Origin of the sequence: Pedobacter sp. AK017 (assembly GCF_014200825.1) — a bacterium.
GTDB classification, from domain to species: Bacteria; Bacteroidota; Bacteroidia; order Sphingobacteriales; family Sphingobacteriaceae; genus Pedobacter; species Pedobacter heparinus.
This window is the reverse complement of record NZ_JACHCW010000004.1, coordinates 191,121-216,349: the sequence shown is the minus strand read 5'-3', so window position 1 is coordinate 216,349 and position 25,229 is coordinate 191,121. Positions and strand designations below refer to the sequence as shown.

The window sequence follows — 25,229 nt, the reverse complement described above, 5'->3', positions numbered from 1 at the left end:
TCCAGATTATGAGTTAAAAATTAACATTCAGACCAAAACTGTAGGTACGGTAAAAAGGATAGATATAATCTGCCGAGTAAGGACTTTCCGGATCGTAATACGGATACCACATTTTGGTACTTTCCCATAGATCCTGTCCTGTAAAATAAACCCTTACCTTTTCGAGCTTTAGCTTGTGCGTCCATGACGAAGGCAGTGTATATCCGACCTGGAGATTTTTAAGGCGGATGTACGCACTGTTGGCCAGCCAATGTGTGGAATTGGACAGGTTCTGCGTATCGTTTGCATACAGCCTTGGGAAACGGGCATCGGTATTTTCGGGTGTCCAGTAATCCTGATGGATCTTCCAGGGTTGACGGTAACTGGCCGTGAAAGGAACAATGACATGAGAGTTCAGCAATACATCACGTTTTCCTACCCCCTGAAAGAAGAAGGAGAAATCCAGTCCTTTCCATTCAAATCCACCGTTAAGTCCGAATACCAGGCGAGGCTGTGTACTTCCAAGGTATTCGAGATCGCCATGATCACTTACACGGCCCAGCCCGGCCGAGATGACATTGTCGCCGTTGATGTCGATATAGCGAATGTCTCCGGGACCTGTTCTGGAGTTCTGGAAGGCCGATGCAGCGACTTCCTGTGCAGTATTAAAATAGCCATTTGCCCTGTATCCATAAATCGAATTATAAGGCATGCCCTCTATAATGGTATTGATTCCGCTCGCTATAGTGCTTTGGCCGTTATACTCCAGTATCTTGTTCTGGTCGTCGGCCAGGTTACCGTTGACCCAGTAACGCAGGTTTGAACCAATGCTTTCCTGCCAGCCCAGGCTCAATTCCCAACCCCAGGTTTTTAGTTTGGCAATGTTATAGGTTGAGGGGGTTACCCCTATGGTTGAAGAAACCTGTAAAGGCGCCAGCATGTTTTTGTTCAGTTTGGTATAATAATCGCCCGAGAAGGTCAGACGGTTTTTAAACATACCTATGTTAAGTCCGACATTGCTGCTTTCTACGGTCTCCCAGGTTTTTACAGGCGAGGCTAGGTTATTCTGGTACAGGGAGTTGTTGATCTGGTTGTTAAAAGGGTAAACAGGGCCTTTATCAATCAATCCGATATAATCATAATTACCAATTACCCCATTTGAGTTACCCAGCTGCCCCCATGATCCACGGACCTTGAACTCCTCAAAAAATGGCAGTGCATTTTTGAACCAGTTTTCATTGTTCAAACGCCAGGCGGCCGATACTGAGGGAAATAGCTGCCATCTGTTTTCAGGTGCCAGTTTTGAACTTCCGTCATATCGCATATTAAATTCAAAAAGAAAGCGCTCGTCAAAATTGTAATTAAAGCGTCCAAAATAGGACATCAGTGCCCAGGTCTGGATATCCTGGGTATTTGTAGCCTGCGCAGGATCGCCCAATCCGAGGGTAAACAGATCATTCGACACCAGGGCGCGTGCATTGGCTGTGGTACGGCGATAATTATAATCTTCAAATGCCGTACCGCCCAATACATGAAAAGTATGACGGTCACCAAGCTTAAGGTCATAATCAGCCAGTAACTGGGCGTTATTGGTTGACTGCATCTGGTAGGCATCAGTATAGGCATTGGGATTATTCATGTAATTATTGATTCCCAACCTGTTATACAATGGAATGGTGCGACTGATGGCTGTATTGTTGTTGGTAAGCAGACTGGGTGCATAAATGGCACGGAGTGTGAGCCCCTTTACCAGGCTATCGGCTTTAAGCGTAAAAACAGGTTCAAAAAAATGATTGGTGGCAATATTGTTTCCTCCCTCTCTAAGCAATGCACCAACATTGTCACCACTGATGGTAGCATATTTGGTATTATCGCTCTCTGGCAGATAGGTTGGGTACAGTGTACGTAACCGATATATATCATACAACAGGGAGTTATTGCCATCCGTACCACGGTTAGGCGTAAGTACCCGGGTTTTAACATAAGAGAGGCGGATATCCGCACTCAGTTTGTTGCTGAACCGGGTAGTATAATTAAAACGTGCGTTAAAACGATTGGTTTTATCGGTAGAACTGTGCTTAAAAATTCCTTCCTGGTTAAAATAGGCCAGGGAAAGTAAATAGCGGTTTTTTTCCGTTCCGCCAGAAAGAGACAGGTTATGCTGCTGGGACGGGGAAATATCCTTCAACTCCTCTTTGATGGGATCGATGTCATAATAAAAATCCCATACCGAAGGGTTGCTTGGATTGATCTTATAATTGATATCTGGATCTCGCATCCATTGCAGCTGCTCATCTGTCCAGAGCAAGGTAAGCCCTGCATTGGACTGTGACAGGTTGGCCATTTCAGCTTCTTCCCAGGAATGCAGCCTTTCTGGTAGCCGGGTAGGGCGCTGCAAACCGATAATGCTCCCGTACTGGATCTTCGTTTTACCGCTGACACCGGCCTTTGTTGTAATCAGGATAACCCCTGCTGCGGCACGGGCACCATAAATTGCGGCAGCTGCCGCGTCTTTAAGAACTGATATAGATTCAATATCATCCGGATTGATGTTGGCCAAAGTTCCCGGTGCCCCATCAATAATGTACAGCGGACTGTTACCATTTACCGATGAAAGGCCACGGATTTGTATCCCATATCCTTCCTTTCCAGGTTGCCCGCTACCCCTGGTAACAGTTAAACCCGGCGCAGTACCCTGCAGGGCAGCAATCGCATTGGTAACCGGCCGGTTTGTCAGCATTTTGCTGTCGATCACAGAGATGGCACCTGTAAGGTTTTGTCTTTTCTGAGTTCCATATCCGACTACAACTGTTTCACTCAGGTTCTGGATATTTTCTTTCAATACGATATCCAGTCGCGTATTTCCCCCAACGCTAACTTCCCGCGTTTGCATACCTATATAAGAAAAGACCAGGATATCGTTCACATCATTTACTCTTAACTTAAATCTGCCCTCATTGTCTGTAACAGTACGTACAGTGCTCCCTTTAACGGTGACCACCACGCCGGGAATAGGGCTTCCTTTCTCATCCTTCACAGTTCCGCTGATATCAACAGCATTAAAAAGATTGGCAACATTGTCCATTAAAGAGGGTTCGTTTGTCTTTATGACAACCGTTTTTCCATCAATCTGATAGTTGAGTTTCAATCCGTTTAAAATATGTTTCAATGCTTCAGCAACTGTTACATTAGTAATGGAAACATCTACTTTCTGAGTTTTTGGAATGGCTTTACCGTCATAATAAAAGTCAAATCCACTTTGTCTCCTTATCTCTTTCAATGCAGATTCAAGCGGTATGTTCCGCTGGTTTAACGTAACGCGCTGACCAAAAGTAGCTGCACTGACCTGTATTAAGGATGCTATTAATATTACGGTGGTTAGTCGCATAATTAGCAGTATTTTATGGCATAAGGGTCTAGGTATACCAAGTTTCCTAGTATAATTTTTATACATTTGTTGAGTTTGGTTAAAGCAGAAATGCCTGTGCTTTCGAAGGTTATGGCTTCTGCGGTTAAACGGTTAATATTTTTTAATTGTTCCAAACATGACCAGGGATGTTACAAGCATTCCTGGTTTGTTTTTCATAGCCTTAGCTTTCCTGTCGTAGTTGTTTTTTCATCTTTTTCAGATTTAATAATGAATGGTTCTGTTAATTCTGTTCTATAGAGCTGATGATTTATCCTTGACTGAAACGTATATTTTTTTACCTTCCACTTTAAAATGCACCTGTCCGCTTGATTCAATAAGCTTAAGTACTACCGACAGTTTATTATTTCTTGACACCCAACCTCCGGATTCGATATCCTCAGGAAACAAGGGGGCATAAATAACTTCAACATCATACCACCTTGCAATTTTCCGCATAACCGTTTTAAAGTTCACACGGTTCATAGAGAAATCACCGGCTTTCCAGTCGATAACGCTCTCTATATCTGCTTTGCTTACCTGAATGGAGTTTCCATTATTGACGGCCTGCTCACCCGGTTTTATAATTTGATTTTTATTTTCAGCAGAAACTTTAACTGAACCTTCCAGTAAAGTAGTGGCAATCGTTGGTTCATCTGCATAGGCATTGACATTAAAATGTGTACCTAAAACTTCTACCTCCTGCCCCCTGCTTTCTACCACAAAAGGATGTGCTTTATCTTTTGAAATTTCAAAATAACCTTCGCCCTCAAGTTTTACTCTGCGTACCCCATGCTGATTCAAGGTAGCAGAGTAAGTTAAACTTGAAGCGGCGTTTAAATAAACCAAAGATCCATCGGGCAAACGCACCTTATAAGTTTCTCCTTTGGTTGTAGACAAAGTATTCATCTTATCGGGTTCAGCTAACGATCCTTTAATTTCATAAACCAACTGCCCATCTCCGGATTTAGTAATGGTTACACCGGCTTCCCTCGCCAGTTTTCCGTTCCCCACGTTTGATAACCTGATCCGCCTGCCATTTGCCAAAGTCAGCGTAGCGCCTATTTTGCCGGGAGCTATATCGTTTTTACCGGTGATATCAGCATTATGGTTAAATACCGGGTGAGTGTTGTAAAACCAAATCCCAAATACGATAGCCACAGCCGCAGCAGCAACAGCTACAATACGTGGCCATAGTTTTATTTTGCGTTCAGGAACTGTAATTTCACTTTCAAACACAGCTTCTTCAGCCTGCCAGTTTTCCAGCATGTGGACCATCAGCATATCATCGAGTTCACCTGTACGGACCAACTCATCGATAACTTCCAGTTCGGCTTCAGTAGCGGTATTGTTTACGTACCGGTTTAACAGTTGTTTATGAAATATACTTTGATTCATGATTTAAATTATCCCTATACTGTACCAGACAACCGGTAGCCTACCAAAGGGCACCCCCTGCATAAAAAATATTTTTATCTTGTATTAATGAATAATCCCTATTATTGCTGCATCTATTGCGTAAATTAAATTAGCCCGCCCTCCCACAACAAGCATGACGATAAAAACAGCATTGGAAAACGAAATAGAACTGCTGCAGCAAGCCGCTGCCGGCGATGCCAATGCCTTTGCCCGATTGTATAACCATTACCGTTCGCTGGTGTACCGTTTCATTTACAAATACCTGAAATCGGCGCAACTAACGGATGATCTTACCCAGGAAATATTTATCAAAGTGTGGGAAAATAAAGCAGCTTTAACAGACCGGCAGGCTTTTAAATCGTACTTGTTTACCATATCAAGGAACCATACTTTCAATTTTTTAAAGCGGGCGGCTATAGATACAAATGCTAAAAGTATAATCCTCAACAACTACACACGGCCCGATTCACTGGAAGAGGATTTGCAGACCAAAGATTACATGGAATATCTGCAAAGCATTCTTGCTACCCTTACACCCCAAAGCCGGGAAGTATTTCGCCTGTGCAGGCAGGAATACAAAAGTTATGAGGAAGCGGCCGAAATACTGGGCATATCGCGCAGCGCAGTTAAAAAACACATGATCAAAAGCATGAAAACTCTTGGAGATGCAGTTAAACGCGATTTGGGGATACCACTGGGCATTTTCCTGGCTTATATGGTTCGCTAGGGCAGCCAAAAGAATAACTTTATTTTAAAACAAATAATGAATAAAAAACAGATAGGTAATCAGGCTTAGTTTGGGTTTAAGGATTCTGAGTGCCTTTTTAACATGGGTACGAACCGTGTGTTCGGAAATCTGGAGTTTAACTGCTATTTGTTTATAAGAAAGGTAATCTCTCCTGCTCAGTTCAAAAATCTCTTTCATTTTGGTGGGTAAAGAAGAGATTTCCTGCTCAACAATCCTTTTCATCTCTTTTTCCCTTAGCCTGTAATCGGCCAGGTAATTGTCCCGGTCAATAAAGTCGCGCAGCGAACTGATGTATTTGTCTTCAACCTGTCTGTGGGCTATCCGGTTGATGATTTTGTTTCTGATGGCCGCATATAAATAAGCCGATAAGCTATGTTCAAAAGCTATGGTTTCACGACGGGTCCATAAGGTTTCAAAAAGCTCCTGAACAATATCTTTGGCCTCTTCCTCATCGGCAATTGTTTTGCAGGCATGAACAAAAAGAAGCCCGAAAAACCGGTCGAAAATAACAGTAAATGCCCCATGATCTCCACTTTTCAGGAGACCAGCCAATTCTTCATCGGTAAACTGTTGATAAGGCATAGTTAATAGTTCAGTTAAATTTAATCATTTAATTGATATTTTCCCAAGCAATTTACCAGATACCTCCATGCCGTGGTCGTCTGTTACCAAAAGGTACCATATTGTAGTTCCGGGTAGTAAACGGCGCAAGGAAATCAATGGCCCTTACGGCAATTAGAATTATATGATATCTGGTTAGCATCCTAATCAAAGATACTACATATAGCCAGGGCATTCCCAAAATTATTGGCTTTTTATTCAGCGATTTTGGCCTAATAGTCTTCCTGGCTGTAATCACTTGGTGTTCTTCCGAACTGTTTAACAAATTCCTTGCTGAAATACTTGCTGTCGCTAAAACCAACCATATAGGCCACTTCATAAACGGTATAAGTATTTTGTTTTAACAGTTGTGCTGCTCTTTTTAAACGTACGGATTTGATGAAATTATTAACAGTCAGACCGGTAAGTGCCTTGATTTTTTTATATAAAATAGGTGTGCTCATCCCTACTTCGGTGGCCAGGATATTGACATTAAAATCATCCATACTGAAATTGTCTTCGATGATGCGCATGATCTTGTTCAAAAATTCTTCATCGGTTGATTCGATAAGTACATTGGAAGGCTGTAAAGTGATCTGCTGACTGAATTTCCTTCTCATATTGGCCTGAAGGGCGAGCAGGTTATTGATGTTGAGCTGCAGAATGTCTATGCTGAAGGGTTTGGTAATGTAAGCTTCGGCACCGGTTTTACGGCCACTTACTTCGTGGATATTTCCGGAACGGGCGGTTAACAGGATGATGGGGATATGGCTGGTACGCGCATCTGTTTTGAGTACACGGCAAAGCTCGAGCCCATCCATGACGGGCATCATGACATCACTGACAATGATATCCGGAATTTTCTCAAAAGCCAGCTGCGTACCTTTCTCTCCATCTTCGGCTTCAAGAATGTGGTAGAAGGAGCGCAACGAAGCCCTGATAAAATCGCGGATTTCGCGGTTATCTTCTACAATGAGTACGGTAATGCGGTCGGAATTGGCCTGCTCTTCTGCCTGCTCCTCATCAGCTGCCGGGAATTCCTGGGGCAATCGGTAAAGGTCGGGGCTCTCTACATTTACAAAAGCGGGGATCAGCTCATCTTTTTTAAAGTGGCTGTATCCGGTTTTTAATTTAAGACAAAAGCAGGTCTGGCTGTTGCCTTCCACAGTTAAATTTGGCATCAGCAGTAAATCGCCATGGTGCAGCCTGGCTATCTTTTTTGATAACGCAAGGCCGATTCCTGTGCCGCTGTTACGTGACAGGGGATCTTTGACCTGGTAAAAATTGGTAAATATCTTGTCCCTGCTTTCTTCAGGTATTCCCTTGCCATTGTCGAGCACACTGATTTCGACATACCCGTTTCCGGCCCTTTTTACCGATAGGCTGATGGCACCATGATCGGGAGTAAACTTAAATGCGTTCGACAACAGGTTAAAGAATACTTTTTCCAGTTGTTCATGATCGAAGTAAACTTCTATAACATCTTCATCACAATTGAACTGGTAATCAATATGGTGTTTTATGGCCAGGTACTGAAAGGACAAATAAATTTCCTTGGCAAATTCGACGATATTTTCGGGCGATACATTGAGGGTCATTTTACCGGCTTCTTCCTTCCTGAAGTCCATCAGCTCATTTACCAGACGGGTTAGCCTCCCGGCATTCTTCTTAACGGTCAGCAGTCGCCTGTTCAGACCTGGCGATTCTTTGGTATCGTTGATCAACCGTTCCAAAGGCCCTACGATAAGCGTTAAAGGTGTACGGATCTCGTGTGAAACATTGGTAAAGAAATCCATTTTCATCTGGTAAATTTCGTGCTCTTTGCGCAGCAGGGCCCTGATCCATAAAAAGCGGAACACCAGGAACAGGATGGCAGAGAAGCAGAGGGCATAGATCAGATAGGCCCACCATGTTTTCCAGAATGGCGGCAGGATGTGAATGATCAGCTGCTCAGGCTGTTTGGTCCACACCCCATCGTTATTGGCGCCTTTAATGAGCAGTTTATACGTTCCTGCAGGCAGGTTGGTAAAGGTTGCTGACGGGGCGGTAACATAGTTCCACTCCTTATCCAGCCCTTCCAGTTTGTAGGCATACTTATTCTTTTCTGATTTGATGTAATTAAGTACAGCAAATTCTACACTAAAAATATTCTGGGCATACGAAAAGGAGATTTCCTTCGTCATGCTGATGTTACGGTTCAGCAGCTTACTTTCATCGCCTATGGCTACTATTTTATTAAAGAGCCTTAGCCGGGTAAAAATAACTTTGGGCACTTTTCTGTTTTCTTTGATCTGATTGGGGAAAAAGCTGACCAGACCATTGTAGCCTCCAAAATAGAACTCTCCTTTACTGTCTTTAAAGAAAGAATTGTAGTTAAACACATTGCCCGGAAGGCCATCCTGTATGGTAAATGTTTTAAAGGTCTTTTTATCAAATTTGGCCAGACCATCGGCGGTACTGATCCATAAATCACCCTCTTCATCTTCCAGTATCCCAAGGATCACATTGCTGGGCAGACCGTTTTTTGTGGTAAAAAAAGTAGTCTTGTTTTGAAAAGGGTTATAGCGGATCAGTCCGGCATCATAGCTTCCCAGCCAGATGAACCCTTTACTGTCTTCCTGGATCAGGTTGATGTCGTCAAATTTTGAGCTGTTGTCGTTAATGGTAAATGCCCTTACCTTATCAGTGCTCGGATCAAAAATATAGGTCCCAGAATTGGTGGCAATCCAGACGTTCTTTTTTGAATCTTCAAAAAAATAACGGATAAACTTCAGGTCGTGGTGATTGGCCAGGCTGTTAAAGGGCTTAAAACTACTTTCCTTTTCGTTGTAAATAAAAATACCCTGAGCCCTGGTACCCACCCATAAACGGTTTCTGCTATCGTGCAGCAAACAAACAATACGGTTAGAGTTTAAAGCCTTGGGGTTATTGTTGCTGGTATAATGCTTAAAGGTTTTTGATTCGGGCAGGTATTGGTCCAGCCCCCCTTCATAAGTCCCGATCCATACTTTGCCATGCTGATCAATTGAAATGGCCTTAACCAGGTTAGAGCTTAAGGAATTGGGATTTTCTACATCGTGTTTAAAACTGGTAAATGTACCGGTGCTCCTGTCGTAATAGTTCAGCCCTTCGGCTTCAGTACCAATCCATAGGTTGTGGTACTTATCTTCTACAATGGAGCTGACCACGTTACTGCTGATGCCATTTTTACCCTGTGTGGATTTATAGGATCTGAAAGGTGTTGAATTGGCATGGTAAAAATTGACCCCACCATAATAGGTACCTGCCCAGATAGAACCCGTGGCATCCATCAAGATATCGTAAATTGAATTCTGGTTCAGGCTATTGGGATCGTCAGGATTGTGGTTAAGGACAGTAAACTCGTAGGTATCCAGGTCGAGAATATTGATGCCGTTTAAAGTTGAGATCCATAAGCGCCCATCCTGAGCTGTTTTAATTTTGCGGATCACATTGCTGCTAATGCCGTTGGGTTGTCCTTTTCTGGACATAAAATGTTTAAATGTCCCAGTGGTACGGTTAAAAAGTTCGAGACCATTGTTATGGGTACCTATCCAAAGGTTGTGCCGGGGGTCTTCATAAATAATGTTGATATCGTTCTCTATTAAACTTTCGGGATCGCCATTTTTATGAAAATAGGATTTAAAATGATACTTTCCATTCTGGATGTACATGCTGGTAAGGCCTTGTAAGGTACCTATCCAGAAAACACCCTGATGGTCCTGACATATCGTTTTGATCAGGTGATGGGCTATTCCACCTTTAGCAGGCATAAAGCGCTGGAACTTATCCTGGCCAATCAGCTTATTTAAGCCGCTGTCGGTACCTATCCAGATATTTCCTTTATTGTCTTCGCATATGGTTCTGATGGTATTGTTGCTGATGCTGTGCTTATTTTTTGCATCATATAAATAGCGTTTAAAGGAATTCGTTGCAGGTATGTACCTGTTCAGTCCCTTTTGTGTACCCACCCAAAGGTTGCCCTTTTTGTCTGTAAGCAGGAAATTGATGTTCTGTCCGCTGCTTAAAGAGGTATTGTTTCCTTTTTCACGTTTATAGATCTCAAAATTTCGGGTATTGTATTTATTTAATCCGTCTTTGGTACCAAACCACATAAAGCCCATGCTATCCTGTGCTATGGACAATACACTGCTTTGAGAAAGCCCGTTTTCGACCGTAAGGTGGTTGAAGTTCATTTTATTTTCCTGCGCACCTGCCACTTCATATCCCAGCAGCAGGACAATCAGTAGTAATACTTTATTTAAAACAAATGACGAAGGCATGCAGGCGTGTGTTTGGTTAAGCGTAAAAATAGCTTTTTACTTTCATATTCGCTATTTTACATTTACAAAAAGAGCCTGTATCGTGATGATACAGGCTCTTTTATACGGTCGTTTTAAACATAGGACAACCGCCTAAACTATTATTGAACAGTAAACTTATAAATGGTTACTGTTTTATATTCCTGTCCGGGTTTTAACACTGTTGAAGGGAATGCGGCCTGGTTAGGAGAATCAGGAAAATGCTGGGTTTCCAGGCAAAAGGCTGAACGGTGCGGGTAACTTACCTGACCTTTACCATCGTGTTCTTCGCCTGTTAAAAAGTTACCGCTGTAAAACTGCAACCCTGGTTCTTCAGTAAGTATATCCATAGTGATGCCTGTTTTGGTACTGCTAACGGTAGCCACTTTTTGCAGCCCCGCTGCTTTTTTCAATACAAAATTATGGTCGTAGCCCTTTCCATATTTCAGTTGCTCGTTGCTGTCGTTAATTCTGGCCCCGATAGCAGTTGATTTGTTAAAATCGAATGGGGTACCGGACACTTTCTCAATTTTTCCGGTAGGGATCAGTGTTGAATCAACAGGTGTAAAGCCATCAGCACTAATGGTCAGCAAATGATCTGTAATAGTTGGGTCTCCTGCCCCATTCAGATTAAAATAGGCATGGTTGGTTAAGTTTACTACTGTATTTTTATCTGTTGTAGCATGATAACTTATCTTAAGTTCATTGTCATCGGTCAATTCATAAGTTACCTTAACCGTTAAGTTACCCGGGTAACCTGCTTCTCCATCCTTAGATAAATAGGCCAGTTCCAGTGTTTGTCCGTTTACTTTTTTTGCCTCCCATACTTTACCGAAGAAACCGTCAAAACCACCATGAAGTGTATTTACACCATCATTCAGCTGCAACTGATAAACCCTGCCGTCTAAAGTAAACTTTCCTTTTCCGATGCGGTTTCCATAACGGCCAATCAGTGCACCAAAAAATGGTTCCCCCTTTTTCTGGTAAGATTTAAGGCTGTCATAACCCAAAACCACATCTGTAAAACCACCTTTATTATTGGGTACCCATAAAGAAACCACCCTGCCACCATAATTGGTTATACTGGCCTCGGCCCCGTTTTTATTTTTTAAAGTATATAAAGTTACCTCTTGCCCGTTAAGGTTAGCTTTAAATGCGGCTGAATCCGGATGGTGGACGGCCGAAACCACAGTACTATCGGTTGATACCGACTTGGTTGTCGACGGACTGTTACAGCTGCTTAAGGCCCCTACGGCTAACAGACTAAAAAAAATTGACTTGAATGTCTTGTTCATTTTGGTGTGTTTTATATTTGATCTTTTGACTAATGTAGAAAAAGAATATTAAATGTCAAAACCACCCTTGATATTATTGAATATGATATCTTTACCGCAGTAGAATAATTATAATGAGATGAAAAGATACACTGATCAAAGCCGGTTTTTAATTGCTGTTGACTGTATTGTATTTGGCTTTGACGGGGAACATTTAAAAATCCTGCTGATTAAAAGAGGATTTGAGCCCGAAAAGGATAAATGGAGTTTAATGGGTGGCTTTGTGACTCCGGAAGAGAGTCTGGATGATGCAGCCAACAGGGTACTGACCCAGCTTACAGGACTGAACGGTGTTTACCTGGAACAAATTCAGGCTTACGGAAACCCTTTAAGGGACCCGATAGAAAGGACGCTTTCTGTAACTTATTTTGCACTGATAGACATCCATAAATATGAAGCACAGCTGAACGATCAGTACCATGCAGAATGGTTTCTGTTAAAAGATGCACCACCATTGATTTTTGACCACAATGAAATGGTAGAAACGGCCAAAAAGAAAATAAGGTATAAAGCTGCCCTGCACCCTATCCTTTTTGAGTTGCTGCCCAAAAAATTTACCATTCCACAATTGCAGAACCTGTATGAAGACGTGTACAATACCCAGATTGACAACAGGAACTTCATCAGGAAGCTGACAGCCACCAAACTGCTCATTAAACTTGCCGAGAAAGATAAATCCGGTTCCAAAAAAGGGGCTTTCTATTTTAAACTGGACAAGAAAAAATATCAGGCCAACTTCCAGGCCTTCTTAAACTTCATTCCAAAACCCGATAAACTAATAGCTGTATAGTAACCTTTTAGCTCAAAATAAAGGATTATTAAAATAAATTCTTTTAATAAAAAAAATAAATGTTAATTAGACGTTTATTTAACTAAATATGAGCAAAGATCAATACGTGATAGGGGTTGACTACGGATCGGATTCTGTACGGTCTGTCATCATCGATGCAAAAAATGGAGCAGAACTGGCTTCATCAGTATTTTACTACCCCCGCTGGCAAAAGGGTTTATATTGCAATCCTGCAAAAAATATGTTCAGGCAACATCCACTGGATTATATTGAAGGCCTGGAACAGAGCATAAAAGACTGCATCCAAAAAGCCGGGGGAACTAGCATTGCCGGGGCTATAAAAGCCATAGCTGTAGATACCACTGGTTCTTCTCCTGTTGCTGTAAATGCCGCAGGCCAGCCCCTTGCTTTATTACCTGAATTTGAAGAAAACCCCAATGCCATGTTTGTATTGTGGAAAGACCATACTTCGGTAAAAGAAGCCATGCAGCTCAACAAACATGCAGCTAAATACGAGACCAATTATTTAAAATATTGCGGGGGTATTTATTCCTCGGAATGGTTTTGGGCGAAGCTACTGCACATTTTACGTGCAGATGAGGCTGTAAAAGGGGCCTGTTATTCCTGGGTAGAGCATTGCGACTGGGTACCTTTTTTGCTTACAGGCGGAACCGAGGTATCGGCAATGAAACGAAGCCGCTGTGCGGCCGGGCATAAAGCCTTATGGGCAGAAGAATTTGGTGGCCTGCCCCCAAACGGGTTCTTTACTGAACTTGACCCTTTACTGAACGGTTTTACAGATCGTTTGTATAAAGAAACTTATACTTCGGATGAAAGTGCAGGTACGATAAGTGCGGAATGGGCTGCCCGCTTAGGGCTAAATGCTGATGTGGTTATTGGTGTAGGTGCTTTTGATGCCCATATGGGTGCAGTAGGCGGTGAAATAGAACCTTACCACCTGAGCAAGGTAATGGGCACTTCTACCTGCGATATTCTGGCGGTACCTGTGGCAGACATAGAAGGCAAATTGATTAAGGGAATTTGCGGGCAGGTAAATGGTTCGGTTATACCTGGTATGCTGGGCCTTGAAGCCGGACAATCGGCCTTTGGCGATACTTATGCCTGGTTTAAAGAACTCCTTTCCTGGCCGGTTAAAAACCTGTTGAGACAATCTTCCATCATAGATGCGGCCACTGCAGCAGCTTTGGAGCAGGAATTACTGGATAAGCTGATTCCGGAGCTGAGCAAACAGGCTGCCCTGCTGCCTAAAAACGATGACGATGAACTGGCGGTAGACTGGCTGAACGGAAGAAGGACACCAGATGCCAACCAGGAACTGAAAGGTGCCATTGCCAACCTCGACCTGGGCAGTGATGCCCCAAGGGTATTCAGGGCCCTGGTGGAAGCCACCTGTTTTGGTGCAAAAAATATTGTGGACCGCTTTATTGAAGAGGGTATCCCGGTAAAAGGGATTATCGGCATAGGCGGTGTAGCTAAAAAATCGCCTTTTGTGATGCAGACCATGGCCAATGTACTGAACATGCCGATCCGCATACACCAGTTTGAACATACCTGCGCATTGGGTGCGGCCATGTTTGCCGCCGTTGTGGCCGGCCTGTACCCTACTGTTGAAACTGCAATGAAAGGCATGGGCAGTGGTTTTGATAAGGAATACATCCCTGAGCAGGAAAATGTGGCTTATTATGAAGCCCGCTTTTTAAAGTATAAAGCACTGGGCGGATTTATTGAAGAAAACAGTTAAAAATATACAACAATGAGTATTTATCAGGATATCAAAGAAAAAGCTTACCTGGCAAACATGCAGCTGCCCAAACTGGGACTGGTGCTGTTCACTTTTGGTAATGCAAGTGCGGCCGACAGAGCCAAAGGTGTTTTTGCCATTAAGCCAAGCGGGGTTGCTTATGAGGAATTAAGTCCGGAAAAAATGGTGATCGTTGATTTTGAAGGCCATACGGTTGAAGGCAACTTACGGCCTTCATCAGATACCCTGACCCATGCCGTTCTTTACAAACACTGGGAAGAAATTGGGGGCATTGTACATACCCATTCTACATATGGAACAGCCTGGGCTCAATCGCAGCGTGCCATCCCCATTTATGGAACCACACATGCCGATCACCTTACCGTAGATATTCCATGTGCCCCCCCTATGCAGGATGACAGGATTGAAGGAAACTATGAGTATGAGACCGGTTTCCAGATCATGAACCATTTTAAAGCAGCCGGCCTGAGCTATAAAGAAGTAGAAATGGTACTTGTAGGCAACCATGCGCCATTTACCTGGGGTAAAACGGCCGGGAAGGCAGTTTACAATAGCGCTGTGCTGGAAGAAGTAGGCAGAATGGCCCTGCTTACAGAGCAGATCAGAAAAGACGTACCCAAATTAAAAGAAGCACTGATCAAAAAGCACTATGACAGAAAACATGGTACTGATGCATATTACGGACAATAAATCAATTTAAAACATTCAATAATGATCAACTTAAAAAATCTGGAAGTATGGTTTATTACCGGAACCCAGGACCTATATGGAGAAGAGACCTTAAAACAGGTAGCCAAACATGCACAGCAGGTTGCTGCATCACTTGATGCCGCAGCAGCTATACATGTGAGCATAGTATATAAACCTATTGTAAAAACCCCCCAGGAGATTTTTGACACCCTGCAGCAAGCCAACCAGAGTAAAAACTGCATTGGCGTAATGACCTGGATGCATACCTTTTCTCCGGCCAAAATGTGGATCAGGGGATTAAATATCCTTCAGAAACCTCTGCTGCACCTGCATACACAGTTTAACCGTGATATTCCATGGGCTACTATAGATATGGACTTCATGAACCTGAACCAGAGTGCACACGGCGATCGTGAATTTGGCTTTATGGTAACCCGGATGCGCAAAGACCGCAAGGTAGTGGTGGGGCACTGGCAGGATGAAGAAGCGATTAAAGAAATTGACACCTGGACGCGTGCCGCTGCAGGCTGGCATGACTGGCAGGGCGCCAGGTTTGTGCGTTTTGGCGACAATATGCGTTATGTAGCCGTAACGGATGGTGATAAGGTAGAGGCCGAACTTAAATTTGGTTTTGAGGTGAACACTTACGGCATTGGCGACCTGGTAGCGGTAATTGACAGCATCCCGGAAGCAGCCATACAGGAATTACTTACAGAGTATGAAGCCACATATACCATGACGGCCGATCTGTTGCGTGGCGGGGAAAGGCATGATTCGGTATATCAGGCAGCAAAAATAGAACTTGGCCTGAAGAAATTCCTGGAAGACGGGAATTTTAAAGGCTTTAGTGATACATTTGAAGATTTGCATGGCATGGTACAGTTGCCAGGTATTGCCGCACAGCGCTTAATGGCAGCAGGCTATGGCTTTGCGGGAGAAGGTGACTGGAAAACTGCAGCACTGGTAAGGGCCTGTAAGGTAATGGGCGCCGGACTACCGGGCACCAGTGCTTTTATGGAAGATTATACTTATCATTTTGATCCGGCCAACGCTATGGTGCTGGGCTCGCACATGCTGGAAGTGGATGCTGCACTGGCCAATGGAAAGGCAAGGCTTGAGGTACATCCGCTAGGTATAGGTGGTAAAGCGGACCCGGCAAGACTTATTTTTAACGTGGCCGGGGGCCATGCACTCAATGCAAGTATTGTTGATATGGGTAACCGTTTCCGCCTGCTGGTAAATGAGGTTGAAGCACTGGAGCCTGAACATGAGTTGCCAAACCTTCCGGTTGCGCAGGTTTTATGGAAACCCCTGCCAGATATGAAAACCGGCTGTGCAGCATGGATTTATGCAGGCGGCGCACACCATACCGCCTATAGCCAGAACCTGAGCCCTGCACATTTGCTGGATTTTGCTAATATTGCAGGTATTGAATATGTAAATATCGGGGCAGATACCAGGATAAACCAGTTCAGGAACGAGCTGCACTGGAACGAAACCTTTTATAAATAATCAACAATGCGCCGGATAAAATTTATTTTGCCGGCGCATTATATTTCACTAACCAAAGAAACACTATGAACAATAGTTTAGTAACTACAGACTATGTAGTTTTCATCATCTATTTTTTAGTCGTTGCCGGCTATGGATATTACATCTACCATCAGCGTAAAAAGAACGAGCATGATGCAAAAGCCTTTTTTCTGGCAGAGGGTACATTAACCTGGTGGGCCATTGGTGCCTCCCTTATTGCTTCCAACATTTCTGCCGAACAGTTTATTGGCATGAGTGGCGAAGGTTTCTTTCTGGGTATTGCCGTTGCCGCTTACGAATGGATTGCGGCCATTGCCCTGATCATTGTGGCCGTATGGTTTATACCGGTGTACCTTAAAAACAAGATCTACACCATGCCCCAGTTTCTGAAAACAAGATACAATGAATCTGTTGCATTGATTATGGCTATATTCTGGCTGTTCCTGTATGTGTTTGTGAACCTCACCTCTATACTTTACCTTGGTGCAGTAGCCATTAACGGACTAACCGGTGGTGATTACCTGCACGTAATTATGATTGGCCTGGCTGTTTTTGCCCTCATCATTTCATTGGGTGGCATGAAGGTAGTGGCCTATACGGATGTGATCCAGGTTGCTGTACTGATATTTGGAGGGCTGGTAACCACTTATATTGCCTTAACGGTTGTGGGTGAAAAATTTGGAGTAGGTGCCAATGCGATAGCCGGTTTTAATGTGCTGATGGAGCATGCCCCTGAACATTTTAAAATGATCATTCCTAAACCTACTGCCGAATCTACGCAGAATGAGATCAGCAAGTACCTTACCTTTCCCGGTCTGGCCTCTTACGTTGCCGGTATCTGGATCATTAACCTGAACTACTGGGGTTGTAACCAGTACATCACACAAAGGGCTTTGGGTGCCGATCTGCAAACGGCAAGAACCGGTATTTTATTTGCAGGTTTCTTAAAACTCCTGATGCCTTTAATTGTAATGCTGCCTGGAATTGCTGCTTATGTATTGTACAAAGGCGGACATTTGCCACAGCTTATAGGTGGTAAGGACGGGGCTTACTCGGCAGTGCTTACCTTTTTGCCAACGGGTTTGAAAGGATTGTCGGTAGCTGCACTTACTGCTGCCATTGTAGCCTCGCTGGCTGGCAAGGTAAACAGTATTTCTACCATTTTTACTTTAGATATCTATTCCAGGTATTTTAAAAAGGGTACAGAAGAAAAAAACCTGGTTCTAGTAGGCAGGACAACGGTATTTGTAGGTATGATCCTGGCCGTACTTTTTACCTGGAACGACCTTTTAGGTATAGGTGGCGAAGGGGGTTTTACCTTTATCCAAAAATATACAGGTTTTATTAGTCCGGGTGTGTTTGCCATGTTTATACTGGGTATGTTCTGGAAAAGGACTACTGGTGCCGCTGCAGTTGCAGGTGTACTGGCAGGCTTTTTACTTTCTGTTTTCTTTAACGAAATGGCCCCAAGGTTAATGGGTAATGAAACCTGGTTGTATACAGCTTATCCGAACGGTTCTGGTGCTTATGAGATTCCTTTCCACATCTGTATGGGGCTGTCCTTTGCCTTCACCATGCTGATCATGATCGGAATGAGTATGGCCGGGCCAAAAATAAACCCTAAAGCTTTTGAACTGGACAAAAGCATGTTTAAAGTTGCACCTTCTACTATGGCACTGATTGTAGTGACACTGCTGATCATTGGGGCACTGTATGTGAAATTCTGGTAATGAAAAAAATCCGTAAATAGCGCCACTATTTACGGATTTTTAATACCGGGCTGGCTGATTAAAAGTTATTTTGCAACTACAAAATTAAACAATCGTTTTAGCCGATTTTTTAGGGAATTCTATGAAAAAAGAAGTGCCTTTCCCCTCCTCGCTTTCGCACCAGATCCGACCATCATGCCACTGCACAATTATTTTTACTATGGATAGGCCCAGGCCAATAGTGGGCTCTCCTTCCAGGCCAGGACGGCTGGCAGTGGTAAATTTATCAAATACTTTAGGCAACAAATGTTTAGGAATCCCAATGCCATCATCTTGAAAAATCAATCTGAACGTATCTCCATGGTCCTCCACTTTCACAATTATGCTTCCTCCTGCCTGGGTAAACTTAAGGGAATTGGAAACAAAGTTATTCATAATCTGCATAAATTTGGCCTCATCTAAATCTGCAAAAAGCTGCTTTTGATCAGAAAGGAGAGAGAAATTTCGTGCTGCTGTTTGCGATGACAAACGACATTCCTCAAGATATTCCCTCAGCTTTAACACCACATCAATATTTCTTCTAACCAGTGATGCCTCAAGTGTATCTAAAAACTCCCTGGAAACCAGGTCAGTAATCAGGCTTATTGATTGCTCAATAATTGTAGATATATACCTGGTACGCTCTAAAACATTAGCATCTGTAATTTCACGATCCAGAGATATAACCAGTGATCGCGCAATATTTAAAGGTCCTCTTAAATCATGGGCAAGCATATGCAATATCGAATTCTTCTTATTGGCATATTTGGCTATGGAAGTGACATTGTCCACCTCAGCAGTTATTTCATAAAAGCTACCAAAAATGATCTTCCCTTTTTTCTTTGTATCTGATAAAAACGGCGTAACTGAATACCATCGCTGAGCATCCTCCTTGCCCAATTTAAATTTAACCACACCAGAGAATTCATCTTTCAAAAGACGGAAGTAACTTTCCTTAATTTTAATTAAATCTTCTGGATAAATCTGCTGCAAAATCCCCTCTGTTGAAAAATCATCAAAAGATAGATTAAACGATCGTAGTATTTGATCTGATACAAAAGTAAATCTCCCGGCCTCCAGTTGGTACGCAAAATGTATGTTATTCAGGGTAATTTCATCCTCAAAATTTGTCATAAGATTCTTCTTTAACTGTTGATAAATGTCTAGTTGAAAGCTGCAGGAACACGGCCCCATTTAAATGCTAACACCGGCAACAGAGAAATGTTTAAGAGAGCAGGGAATAGTGAAAAATTCTTGTGTAACATCACAGAAGAGGCCAAAAACATTTCTATGAGGGCTTTGTTTTTGGACAAAAAAAATATATCCATGACTGGTGTACATTTTAACGAAGGCTATGCTACCTTTCGCTGTACATCCTCAAATTTTTCTTCAGCATCATCCTGGCCATATGGATTCTGGTTTTAACCGTTCCAATAGGAATATTTAATTCCTCAGCGATCTCATGATATTTATAACCCTCAAAATATTTAATAAATGGGAGATAATACCCCTGGGAAAGTTTTTTCAGTGCTTTATGAATATCTTCTACCGAACAATTACTTTCACCGGTATTGTAAGTTAGATTAAAATAGGATTCATTCATGGCTATACTGCTGGCTTCATCCATGTAAGAATTAAATTTACCCTTCCTCCTGTAATTATTGATGAACGTATTTTTAAGGATAATAAACAGCCAGCTTTTTAAATTTGTTCCCTCCTGAAAACTTTGTGCGTACCGCATCGCTTTAAGCAATGTGTCCTGAACCAAATCGGTAGCATCCTCTTCGTTTCGTGTGAAAGAAAATGCGAATCCTTGTAAACTGTCCCTGAACGAAAATAACTGATTGTTGAAATCTAATGGCGCTGTTTTCATATTATATTTTTTAAGGTAAGTAGCACCGAAAGTCCAAACGCCATGCCTTTTAAGGCCATTTTATTCCATGATATCCTAAATCAGCTAATGCCAGCTGATTTCAGGTATTTCTGTCTTTAAAACAAGTATTTATACCTGCTGCAATTAAAATATACCCGTACATTAAACAGCACTAATGTATCCAAACCTGAAACTATTCAGCAGCAAAAAATGTTGTTCTTGAAAAAAGAAAGTATGTTAAACCTATTGCTTGCTGAAGACCACAATGTCGTCCGAAGTGGTATCAAAAAGTTATTAGAGGCCGATGAGGCCATTAATATTGTTGCAGAGGCGATCAATGGCGCCCAGGCATTAGAACTTATAAGAGATAACGGTTCCATAGAACTGTTACTGACTGATCTCAATATGCCGGGAATCAATGGAATTTCACTGATTAGCGAGGTCAAAAATTTCAACCCCAACGTAAAAGTTGTCATTCTGTCGATGCACGATGATGAAAAATATGTAGCCCAGGCATTTCAGGCAGGTGCTTCAGGTTACCTGCTTAAAAATGTGGATGCTGAAGAAATGCTGTTTGCATTGAAATACATCAGCAGGGGCGGAAGTTATATATGCGCAGCGTTATCAATGTCGATGCTGAGCAAGGTACTGAAAAGAATAAATAGTGCCGTAGCAGTTGCGGAAACAGCTATAGATTTTTCCAGCCGCGAAATAGAGATACTGGAATTAATTGCCGAAGGTCTCACCAATCAGGAAATGGCAGACCGGTTATTTATTAGTAAGCGGACTGTTGAAGGACACCGACAAAGCCTGACAGACAAGACGGGATGCCGCAACACCGCTGCTTTGATTCGTTACGCGATGGTGCATGATATTCTTCAATAAAAATCATATCAGCTCGCATACCTTTGGTTACAGCCGAGCCAACCCCGGCCATGAAACGACCTTGAATCAGGATTTCAGCAATATATTGTCCAAAAAAAAATCCGTAAATAGCGCCACTATTTACGGATCATTAAATTACGGAACTCAATCCGCTAACCTTAAAAAAACGATTCCCCCTCCATCAAATGCCTGCTACACCAATCGTTAATTGAAAGAATCATCATTATGATGATCAAAACTACTTTTAATTTACCTGCTCCCGAACAACAGATCGGCAGAAAGGCAAAAACGATAGCTGAACAGCCCAAATGAAAGGGTTAATGATCAGAGATTTGGCACAGTTTATGAACAAAACGCTATCTATGGTAAAAACCGGACCAACATCTGTATTTATTTGCCTGTTTTTGATGCTCTTCTATATAAAGCCCGCACTGGCCATAAAAGAAGAAGTGATTAGTCATAAAACTTTTGGCAAAACGGTGATTTATATTCCTCAAACTATCCCCACTTCTGTTGCCTTGTTTGTTTCGGGTGACGGTGGCTGGCAGGCTGGAGTCATCAATATGGCTAAAAACCTGGCTTTACAGGGAGCGCTCGTTGCCGGAATAGATGCCAGGCAATACATGGCATTTTTATCCCGCAGTTCTTCATCCTGTTATTATCCGGCAGGTGATTTTGAACAATTGAGCATGATGCTCCAAAAAAAATACAAATTCAGCAGTTATACCAAGCCGGTATTGGTTGGTTATTCTTATGGAGCTACATTGGTTTACGGTTTATTGGCACAGGCACCTGCCGGTACCTTTAAAGGGGCAATTGCACTTGGTTTTTGTCCGGATATCACCCTAAAAAAACCACTTTGCAAAGGCAATGGCTTAAAATCGCACGTACTTGTTCCCGGGAAATCGTATTACCTGGAACGTACAGAAAAACTGGCGGCACCATTTATTGCGCTCAACGGCATAAAAGATGAAACCTGCCCGTTTCAGGCCACTAAAACATTTTTAACAGGTATGCCCTTTGCCGAACTGGTTACTTTACCTAAGGTAGGCCATGGATTTTCTATTGCAGACAACTGGTTGCCGCAATTTTACCAGTCTTACAAGAAGATCATCGCAAGTCGCTCTGCCATTGAGCAGAAAAATGCGGCGAGCGTTCAAAGGATGCCAGACAAACTGATCACTACATTGCCGTTAAATTTGCTTCCGACGCCTTCGTCCGACCAACCACTGATATTTATGATGTCGGGGGATGGTGGATGGACAAGTTTTGACCAGTCGCTTGCCGAGTCTTTTGCCGAAAAAGGAATGGCAGTAGTGGGACTTGATGCCCAAAAATATTTCTGGAATGCAAAAACACCCCAGCAAACAGCAGCCGCAATAGCTGATGCCATTTCTTATTATATGCAAAACTGGAAGAAAAAGAAATTTATACTTGCCGGTTATTCCTTTGGTGCCTGTATTGCCCCATTTATTGCGAACCGGCTTCCTGAAAACCTGCAACATAACCTTTCTGCAGTTTGTATGTTATCACCGGATGAACGTGCAGATTTTGAAATCCATGTTGCCGATATGCTTTCCATTGACGGACAGGATGAACCTTACAATGTATTGGCTGAAATGAAAAAAGCAAGGACATTTAAACTGATCGTGCTATTTGGTGATGACGAAGATCCGGCTACAACAAAACAGTTCAGACAGGAAACCTCCCGGGTAGTCACCTTGCCAGGCGGCCATCATTACAACAATGATTACACTGGCATAGTAAACTATGTTATAAAGTCATTGTAATACACCTGTTTCATATTTCCGGAACTATTTTTTTGTTACATAGCGCAACTTTTATTTTTTTTTAGCATTTTTAATATAAAATTAGTTGTTATGCCTTATAAAAAAACCATCGTATTCTCAATATTATTGAGTACCGTACTCATACTCAGCGCTTTTATGCCACAACAGGAAGACAAAAAACCTGTAAACCTGAAGGTTTTGCCCAAAAATATTAGTGAGAAAGAACTGGATGACATTATGGACGGCTTTAAGGCTGCCTTAGGCGTAAAGTGTAATTTTTGCCATACACCAAGGAAAGACAATCCGAAAAAGCTTGATTTTGCCAGTGATGAAAACCCTAAAAAGGAAATTGCGAGAAATATGATCCGCATGACCAACAAGATCAACAAGAAATATTTTCACGAGAAAGATAAAGAAGGCAAGCTGATCAATATTTCATGCGTAAGCTGCCACAATGGAAAAGAAGAGCCGCAGACCATTAAAATTTAATTTTACAGGCTTACAACTGCCTTGATCACCCCATTCTTCGGATCCAGCCAGCCTTTAAATTCATCTTTTACCTCCTCAAATAAAACCCGGTGCGTGATGTATGTAGCGGGTTCTACCAGTCCAGCTTTCATAGACCTGATCACATGTTCAAAATCCTGTCTTGTGGCATTTCTGCTGCTCATTAAGGTAGCCTCGCGTTTATGGAATTCAGGGTGACTGAAAGAAATGTTTTCTTTTTGCAGGCCGATCAGCACAAAACGTGCCCCATGGGCCATATATTGAAAGGCATTATTGATGGCTTTCAGGCTGCCCGTGGCATCTATAACTACAGTAGGCATATCCCCGTCCGTAATTTCTTTCAATTGCTCCAGTACATCGGGGGCCAATGCATTGACCACGTGAGGTACATTCAATTTTTCTTTACAGAACTTTAAGCGGGCATCATTGATATCCAGGGCAATGACTTTAGCGCCCGCAATGCGGGCAAATTCCATGGTGCCCAGACCAATAGGACCGGCACCTATGACAAGTACAAATTCATCTTTCCTGACATCCGCGCGTTTTACCCCATGGGCACCGATTGCCAATGGCTCTACCAGTGCCAGCTCGTCAAAACTGAGGCCTTCTCCATGTATCAGCAAATGGGAAGGGACAGAAAGATATTCTGCCATTCCTCCATCCACATGAACACCGCAGACCTTAATGTCGGTGCAGCAATTGGGTTTGCCTGAGCGGCAGGCAATACATATCCCACAGTTAAAATAAGGAATAAAAGTTACAGCTTCTCCTTTTTCAAAACCTTCTGCCCCATCAAATTCAATCAGCTCACCGGAAAGCTCATGGCCCAATACCCTTGGGTAGCTGAAAAATGGCTGGGTGCCTTCAAAAGCATGCAGGTCTGTACCACAGATCCCGATCCTTTTGATCTTTATAATTGCATGGCCCGGACTCAATACAGGTTTTTCAGCAAGCTGGTATTCAAACGTTCCGGGTGTAATGCAAACTAATGTATTCATTTCTTCTTTTTAATGCTATAATAACAATTTATGCGTTGGCCAGCGCCCTGTCCAGATGTACATATCCCCCATCCACATGAATGATCTGCCCTGTAGTGTGGCTTGACCTGGCTGACATCAGGAAGGCAGCCATATTGGCAATTTCTTCTGCTGTGGTCATCCTGTTTTCGAAAGGTATTTTGTCGGTGATCTCTTTCAGCTTTTCTTCCGCGTCCGAAAGCGTTGCTATCCAGGTTTCATAAGCCGGTGTCCAACATTCTGCAACCACCACTGCATTTACCCGAATGCCATATTTCAGGAGTTCTACCGCCCATTCCCTGGTCAGCGCATTTCTGCCCCCATTGGCCGCAGCATAAGCTGACGTATTACCCTGTCCGGTTTCGGCAGTTTTAGAGGTTATGTTTACGATTGTGCCTTTGCTTTTTTTCAGTTCGGGCAGTGCAAAATGGGCCATTAAAAAATAATGCACTACGTTTTTATGCAGCGAGGCCATAAAATCTTTGTAATTCCCATTTTCGAGCCCCACCCCATCATTTACACCAGCATTGTTCACCAATCCATCTATCCGGCCAAAGGCACCAACAATGGCTTTCACCGCATTTTCACAGGCATACGGATCGCTCAGCTCTGCTGCAACCTGAAACGCTTTGCCCCCGGCCGAGGTTATTTCTTCCACCACTTTCAGGTTATCGATTTCTTTTCGTCCTACAATTACCGCAGTTGCACCTTCGGCTGCAAATACCTGCGCCATGGCTTTTCCTATGCCTTTGGCCCCACCGGTAATCACAATGACCTTTTCTTTTAACTGTAAATCCATATTTAAACAC

18 protein-coding genes are annotated in these 25,229 nt (G+C 42.8%); 9 read left to right on the top strand and 9 right to left on the bottom strand.

Annotated elements, in window-relative coordinates; translation table 11 throughout:
- Positions 1–13: 13 nt before the first annotated feature.
- Positions 14–3,367, bottom strand: coding sequence for a TonB-dependent receptor (locus HDC92_RS07475; RefSeq protein WP_183873445.1), 3,354 nt, complete (start codon positions 3,365–3,367; stop codon positions 14–16).
- Between the two features lie 273 nt (positions 3,368–3,640).
- Positions 3,641–4,783 (bottom strand): FecR family protein, encoded by a 1,143-nt coding sequence (locus tag HDC92_RS07470; RefSeq protein WP_183873443.1) that lies wholly within the window; start codon positions 4,781–4,783, stop codon positions 3,641–3,643.
- Positions 4,784–4,937: 154 nt separating this feature from the next.
- Here HDC92_RS07470 and HDC92_RS07465 point away from each other — a divergent pair, with 154 nt between their 5' ends.
- Positions 4,938–5,531, top strand: a complete 594-nt coding sequence (locus tag HDC92_RS07465; RefSeq protein ID WP_183873441.1) for an RNA polymerase sigma factor — start codon at positions 4,938–4,940, stop codon at positions 5,529–5,531.
- A gap of 24 nt (positions 5,532–5,555) precedes the next feature.
- Here HDC92_RS07465 and HDC92_RS07460 read toward each other — a convergent pair whose 3' ends face one another.
- The 3 genes from HDC92_RS07460 to HDC92_RS07450 all read right to left on the bottom strand — a co-directional run bounded on the left by HDC92_RS07460 (position 5,556) and on the right by HDC92_RS07450 (position 11,766).
- The gene (locus HDC92_RS07460; RefSeq protein WP_183873439.1) at positions 5,556–6,134 is read right to left on the bottom strand and encodes an RNA polymerase sigma-70 factor; all 579 of its coding nucleotides are present in this window, start codon (positions 6,132–6,134) and stop codon (positions 5,556–5,558) included.
- A 251-nt stretch (positions 6,135–6,385) separates the two neighbouring features.
- Positions 6,386–10,453, bottom strand: a complete 4,068-nt coding sequence (locus HDC92_RS07455) for a hybrid sensor histidine kinase/response regulator transcription factor (protein ID WP_183873437.1) — start codon at positions 10,451–10,453, stop codon at positions 6,386–6,388.
- 140 nt (positions 10,454–10,593) lie between these two features.
- Entirely contained in the window at positions 10,594–11,766 is a 1,173-nt protein-coding gene (locus HDC92_RS07450; protein ID WP_015808539.1) for a galactose-1-epimerase, read from the bottom strand.
- A 118-nt stretch (positions 11,767–11,884) separates the two neighbouring features.
- Between HDC92_RS07450 and HDC92_RS07445 the strand changes: the two genes are divergently transcribed.
- The 5 genes from HDC92_RS07445 to HDC92_RS07425 all read left to right on the top strand — a co-directional run bounded on the left by HDC92_RS07445 (position 11,885) and on the right by HDC92_RS07425 (position 18,331).
- Positions 11,885–12,595 carry an NUDIX hydrolase gene (locus tag HDC92_RS07445; RefSeq protein ID WP_015808540.1) on the top strand — a complete coding sequence of 237 codons (711 nt, stop codon included), beginning with the start codon at positions 11,885–11,887 and terminating at the stop codon, positions 12,593–12,595.
- 88 nt (positions 12,596–12,683) lie between these two features.
- Positions 12,684–14,357, top strand: a complete 1,674-nt coding sequence (locus tag HDC92_RS07440; protein ID WP_183873435.1) for a ribulokinase — start codon at positions 12,684–12,686, stop codon at positions 14,355–14,357.
- A gap of 12 nt (positions 14,358–14,369) precedes the next feature.
- Positions 14,370–15,068 (top strand): L-ribulose-5-phosphate 4-epimerase, encoded by a 699-nt coding sequence (locus HDC92_RS07435; protein WP_183873433.1) that lies wholly within the window; start codon positions 14,370–14,372, stop codon positions 15,066–15,068.
- Positions 15,069–15,089: 21 nt separating this feature from the next.
- Positions 15,090–16,580, top strand: coding sequence for an L-arabinose isomerase (gene araA, locus HDC92_RS07430; RefSeq protein WP_183873431.1), 1,491 nt, complete (start codon positions 15,090–15,092; stop codon positions 16,578–16,580).
- 65 nt (positions 16,581–16,645) lie between these two features.
- Positions 16,646–18,331, top strand: a complete 1,686-nt coding sequence (locus tag HDC92_RS07425) for a sodium:solute symporter family transporter (protein WP_183873429.1) — start codon at positions 16,646–16,648, stop codon at positions 18,329–18,331.
- An 84-nt stretch (positions 18,332–18,415) separates the two neighbouring features.
- Here the strand turns inward: HDC92_RS07425 and HDC92_RS07420 are convergent, their stop codons facing one another.
- Together HDC92_RS07420 and HDC92_RS07415 are read right to left on the bottom strand one after the other, a co-directional pair.
- A complete protein-coding gene (locus tag HDC92_RS07420; RefSeq protein ID WP_183873427.1) occupies positions 18,416–19,483 on the bottom strand; it encodes a sensor histidine kinase in 1,068 nt (355 codons plus the stop codon).
- Between the two features lie 223 nt (positions 19,484–19,706).
- The gene (locus HDC92_RS07415) at positions 19,707–20,222 is read right to left on the bottom strand and encodes an RNA polymerase sigma factor (RefSeq protein WP_183873425.1); all 516 of its coding nucleotides are present in this window, start codon (positions 20,220–20,222) and stop codon (positions 19,707–19,709) included.
- Positions 20,223–20,432: 210 nt separating this feature from the next.
- Here HDC92_RS07415 and HDC92_RS07410 point away from each other — a divergent pair, with 210 nt between their 5' ends.
- The 3 genes from HDC92_RS07410 to HDC92_RS07400 all read left to right on the top strand — a co-directional run bounded on the left by HDC92_RS07410 (position 20,433) and on the right by HDC92_RS07400 (position 23,386).
- Complete coding sequence (locus HDC92_RS07410) at positions 20,433–21,107, top strand: response regulator transcription factor (RefSeq protein WP_183873423.1); 675 nt, start codon at positions 20,433–20,435, stop codon at positions 21,105–21,107.
- A gap of 320 nt (positions 21,108–21,427) precedes the next feature.
- Complete coding sequence (locus tag HDC92_RS07405; protein ID WP_255484478.1) at positions 21,428–22,897, top strand: AcvB/VirJ family lysyl-phosphatidylglycerol hydrolase; 1,470 nt, start codon at positions 21,428–21,430, stop codon at positions 22,895–22,897.
- A gap of 90 nt (positions 22,898–22,987) precedes the next feature.
- A complete protein-coding gene (locus HDC92_RS07400; protein ID WP_015808550.1) occupies positions 22,988–23,386 on the top strand; it encodes a c-type cytochrome in 399 nt (132 codons plus the stop codon).
- Between the two features lie 2 nt (positions 23,387–23,388).
- Here the strand turns inward: HDC92_RS07400 and HDC92_RS07395 are convergent, their stop codons facing one another.
- The gene (locus HDC92_RS07395; RefSeq protein ID WP_183873420.1) at positions 23,389–24,402 is read right to left on the bottom strand and encodes a zinc-binding alcohol dehydrogenase family protein; all 1,014 of its coding nucleotides are present in this window, start codon (positions 24,400–24,402) and stop codon (positions 23,389–23,391) included.
- Between the two features lie 28 nt (positions 24,403–24,430).
- On the bottom strand, positions 24,431–25,219 hold the full coding sequence (locus tag HDC92_RS07390) for an SDR family oxidoreductase (RefSeq protein WP_183873419.1): 789 nt from the start codon (positions 25,217–25,219) through the stop codon (positions 24,431–24,433).
- Positions 25,220–25,229 lie beyond the last annotated feature (10 nt).

What these genes read in the sequence shown, in the direction of transcription:
- HDC92_RS07390 (WP_183873419.1), bottom strand. Translation starts at nt 25,219, where the DNA reads ATGGATTTACAGTTAAAAGAAAAGGTCATTGTGATTACCGGTGGGGCC.
- HDC92_RS07460 (WP_183873439.1), bottom strand. Translation starts at nt 6,134, where the DNA reads ATGCCTTATCAACAGTTTACCGATGAAGAATTGGCTGGTCTCCTGAAA.
- HDC92_RS07420 (WP_183873427.1), bottom strand. Translation starts at nt 19,483, where the DNA reads ATGACAAATTTTGAGGATGAAATTACCCTGAATAACATACATTTTGCG.
- HDC92_RS07445 (WP_015808540.1), top strand. Translation starts at nt 11,885, where the DNA reads ATGAAAAGATACACTGATCAAAGCCGGTTTTTAATTGCTGTTGACTGT.
- HDC92_RS07440 (WP_183873435.1), top strand. Translation starts at nt 12,684, where the DNA reads ATGAGCAAAGATCAATACGTGATAGGGGTTGACTACGGATCGGATTCT.
- HDC92_RS07405 (WP_255484478.1), top strand. Translation starts at nt 21,428, where the DNA reads ATGATCAGAGATTTGGCACAGTTTATGAACAAAACGCTATCTATGGTA.
- HDC92_RS07415 (WP_183873425.1), bottom strand. Translation starts at nt 20,222, where the DNA reads ATGAAAACAGCGCCATTAGATTTCAACAATCAGTTATTTTCGTTCAGG.
- HDC92_RS07400 (WP_015808550.1), top strand. Translation starts at nt 22,988, where the DNA reads ATGCCTTATAAAAAAACCATCGTATTCTCAATATTATTGAGTACCGTA.
- HDC92_RS07475 (WP_183873445.1), bottom strand. Translation starts at nt 3,367, where the DNA reads ATGCGACTAACCACCGTAATATTAATAGCATCCTTAATACAGGTCAGT.
- araA (WP_183873431.1), top strand. Translation starts at nt 15,090, where the DNA reads ATGATCAACTTAAAAAATCTGGAAGTATGGTTTATTACCGGAACCCAG.
- HDC92_RS07455 (WP_183873437.1), bottom strand. Translation starts at nt 10,453, where the DNA reads ATGCCTTCGTCATTTGTTTTAAATAAAGTATTACTACTGATTGTCCTG.
- HDC92_RS07425 (WP_183873429.1), top strand. Translation starts at nt 16,646, where the DNA reads ATGAACAATAGTTTAGTAACTACAGACTATGTAGTTTTCATCATCTAT.
- HDC92_RS07450 (WP_015808539.1), bottom strand. Translation starts at nt 11,766, where the DNA reads ATGAACAAGACATTCAAGTCAATTTTTTTTAGTCTGTTAGCCGTAGGG.
- HDC92_RS07470 (WP_183873443.1), bottom strand. Translation starts at nt 4,783, where the DNA reads ATGAATCAAAGTATATTTCATAAACAACTGTTAAACCGGTACGTAAAC.
- HDC92_RS07435 (WP_183873433.1), top strand. Translation starts at nt 14,370, where the DNA reads ATGAGTATTTATCAGGATATCAAAGAAAAAGCTTACCTGGCAAACATG.
- HDC92_RS07395 (WP_183873420.1), bottom strand. Translation starts at nt 24,402, where the DNA reads ATGAATACATTAGTTTGCATTACACCCGGAACGTTTGAATACCAGCTT.
- HDC92_RS07465 (WP_183873441.1), top strand. Translation starts at nt 4,938, where the DNA reads ATGACGATAAAAACAGCATTGGAAAACGAAATAGAACTGCTGCAGCAA.
- HDC92_RS07410 (WP_183873423.1), top strand. Translation starts at nt 20,433, where the DNA reads ATGTTGTTCTTGAAAAAAGAAAGTATGTTAAACCTATTGCTTGCTGAA.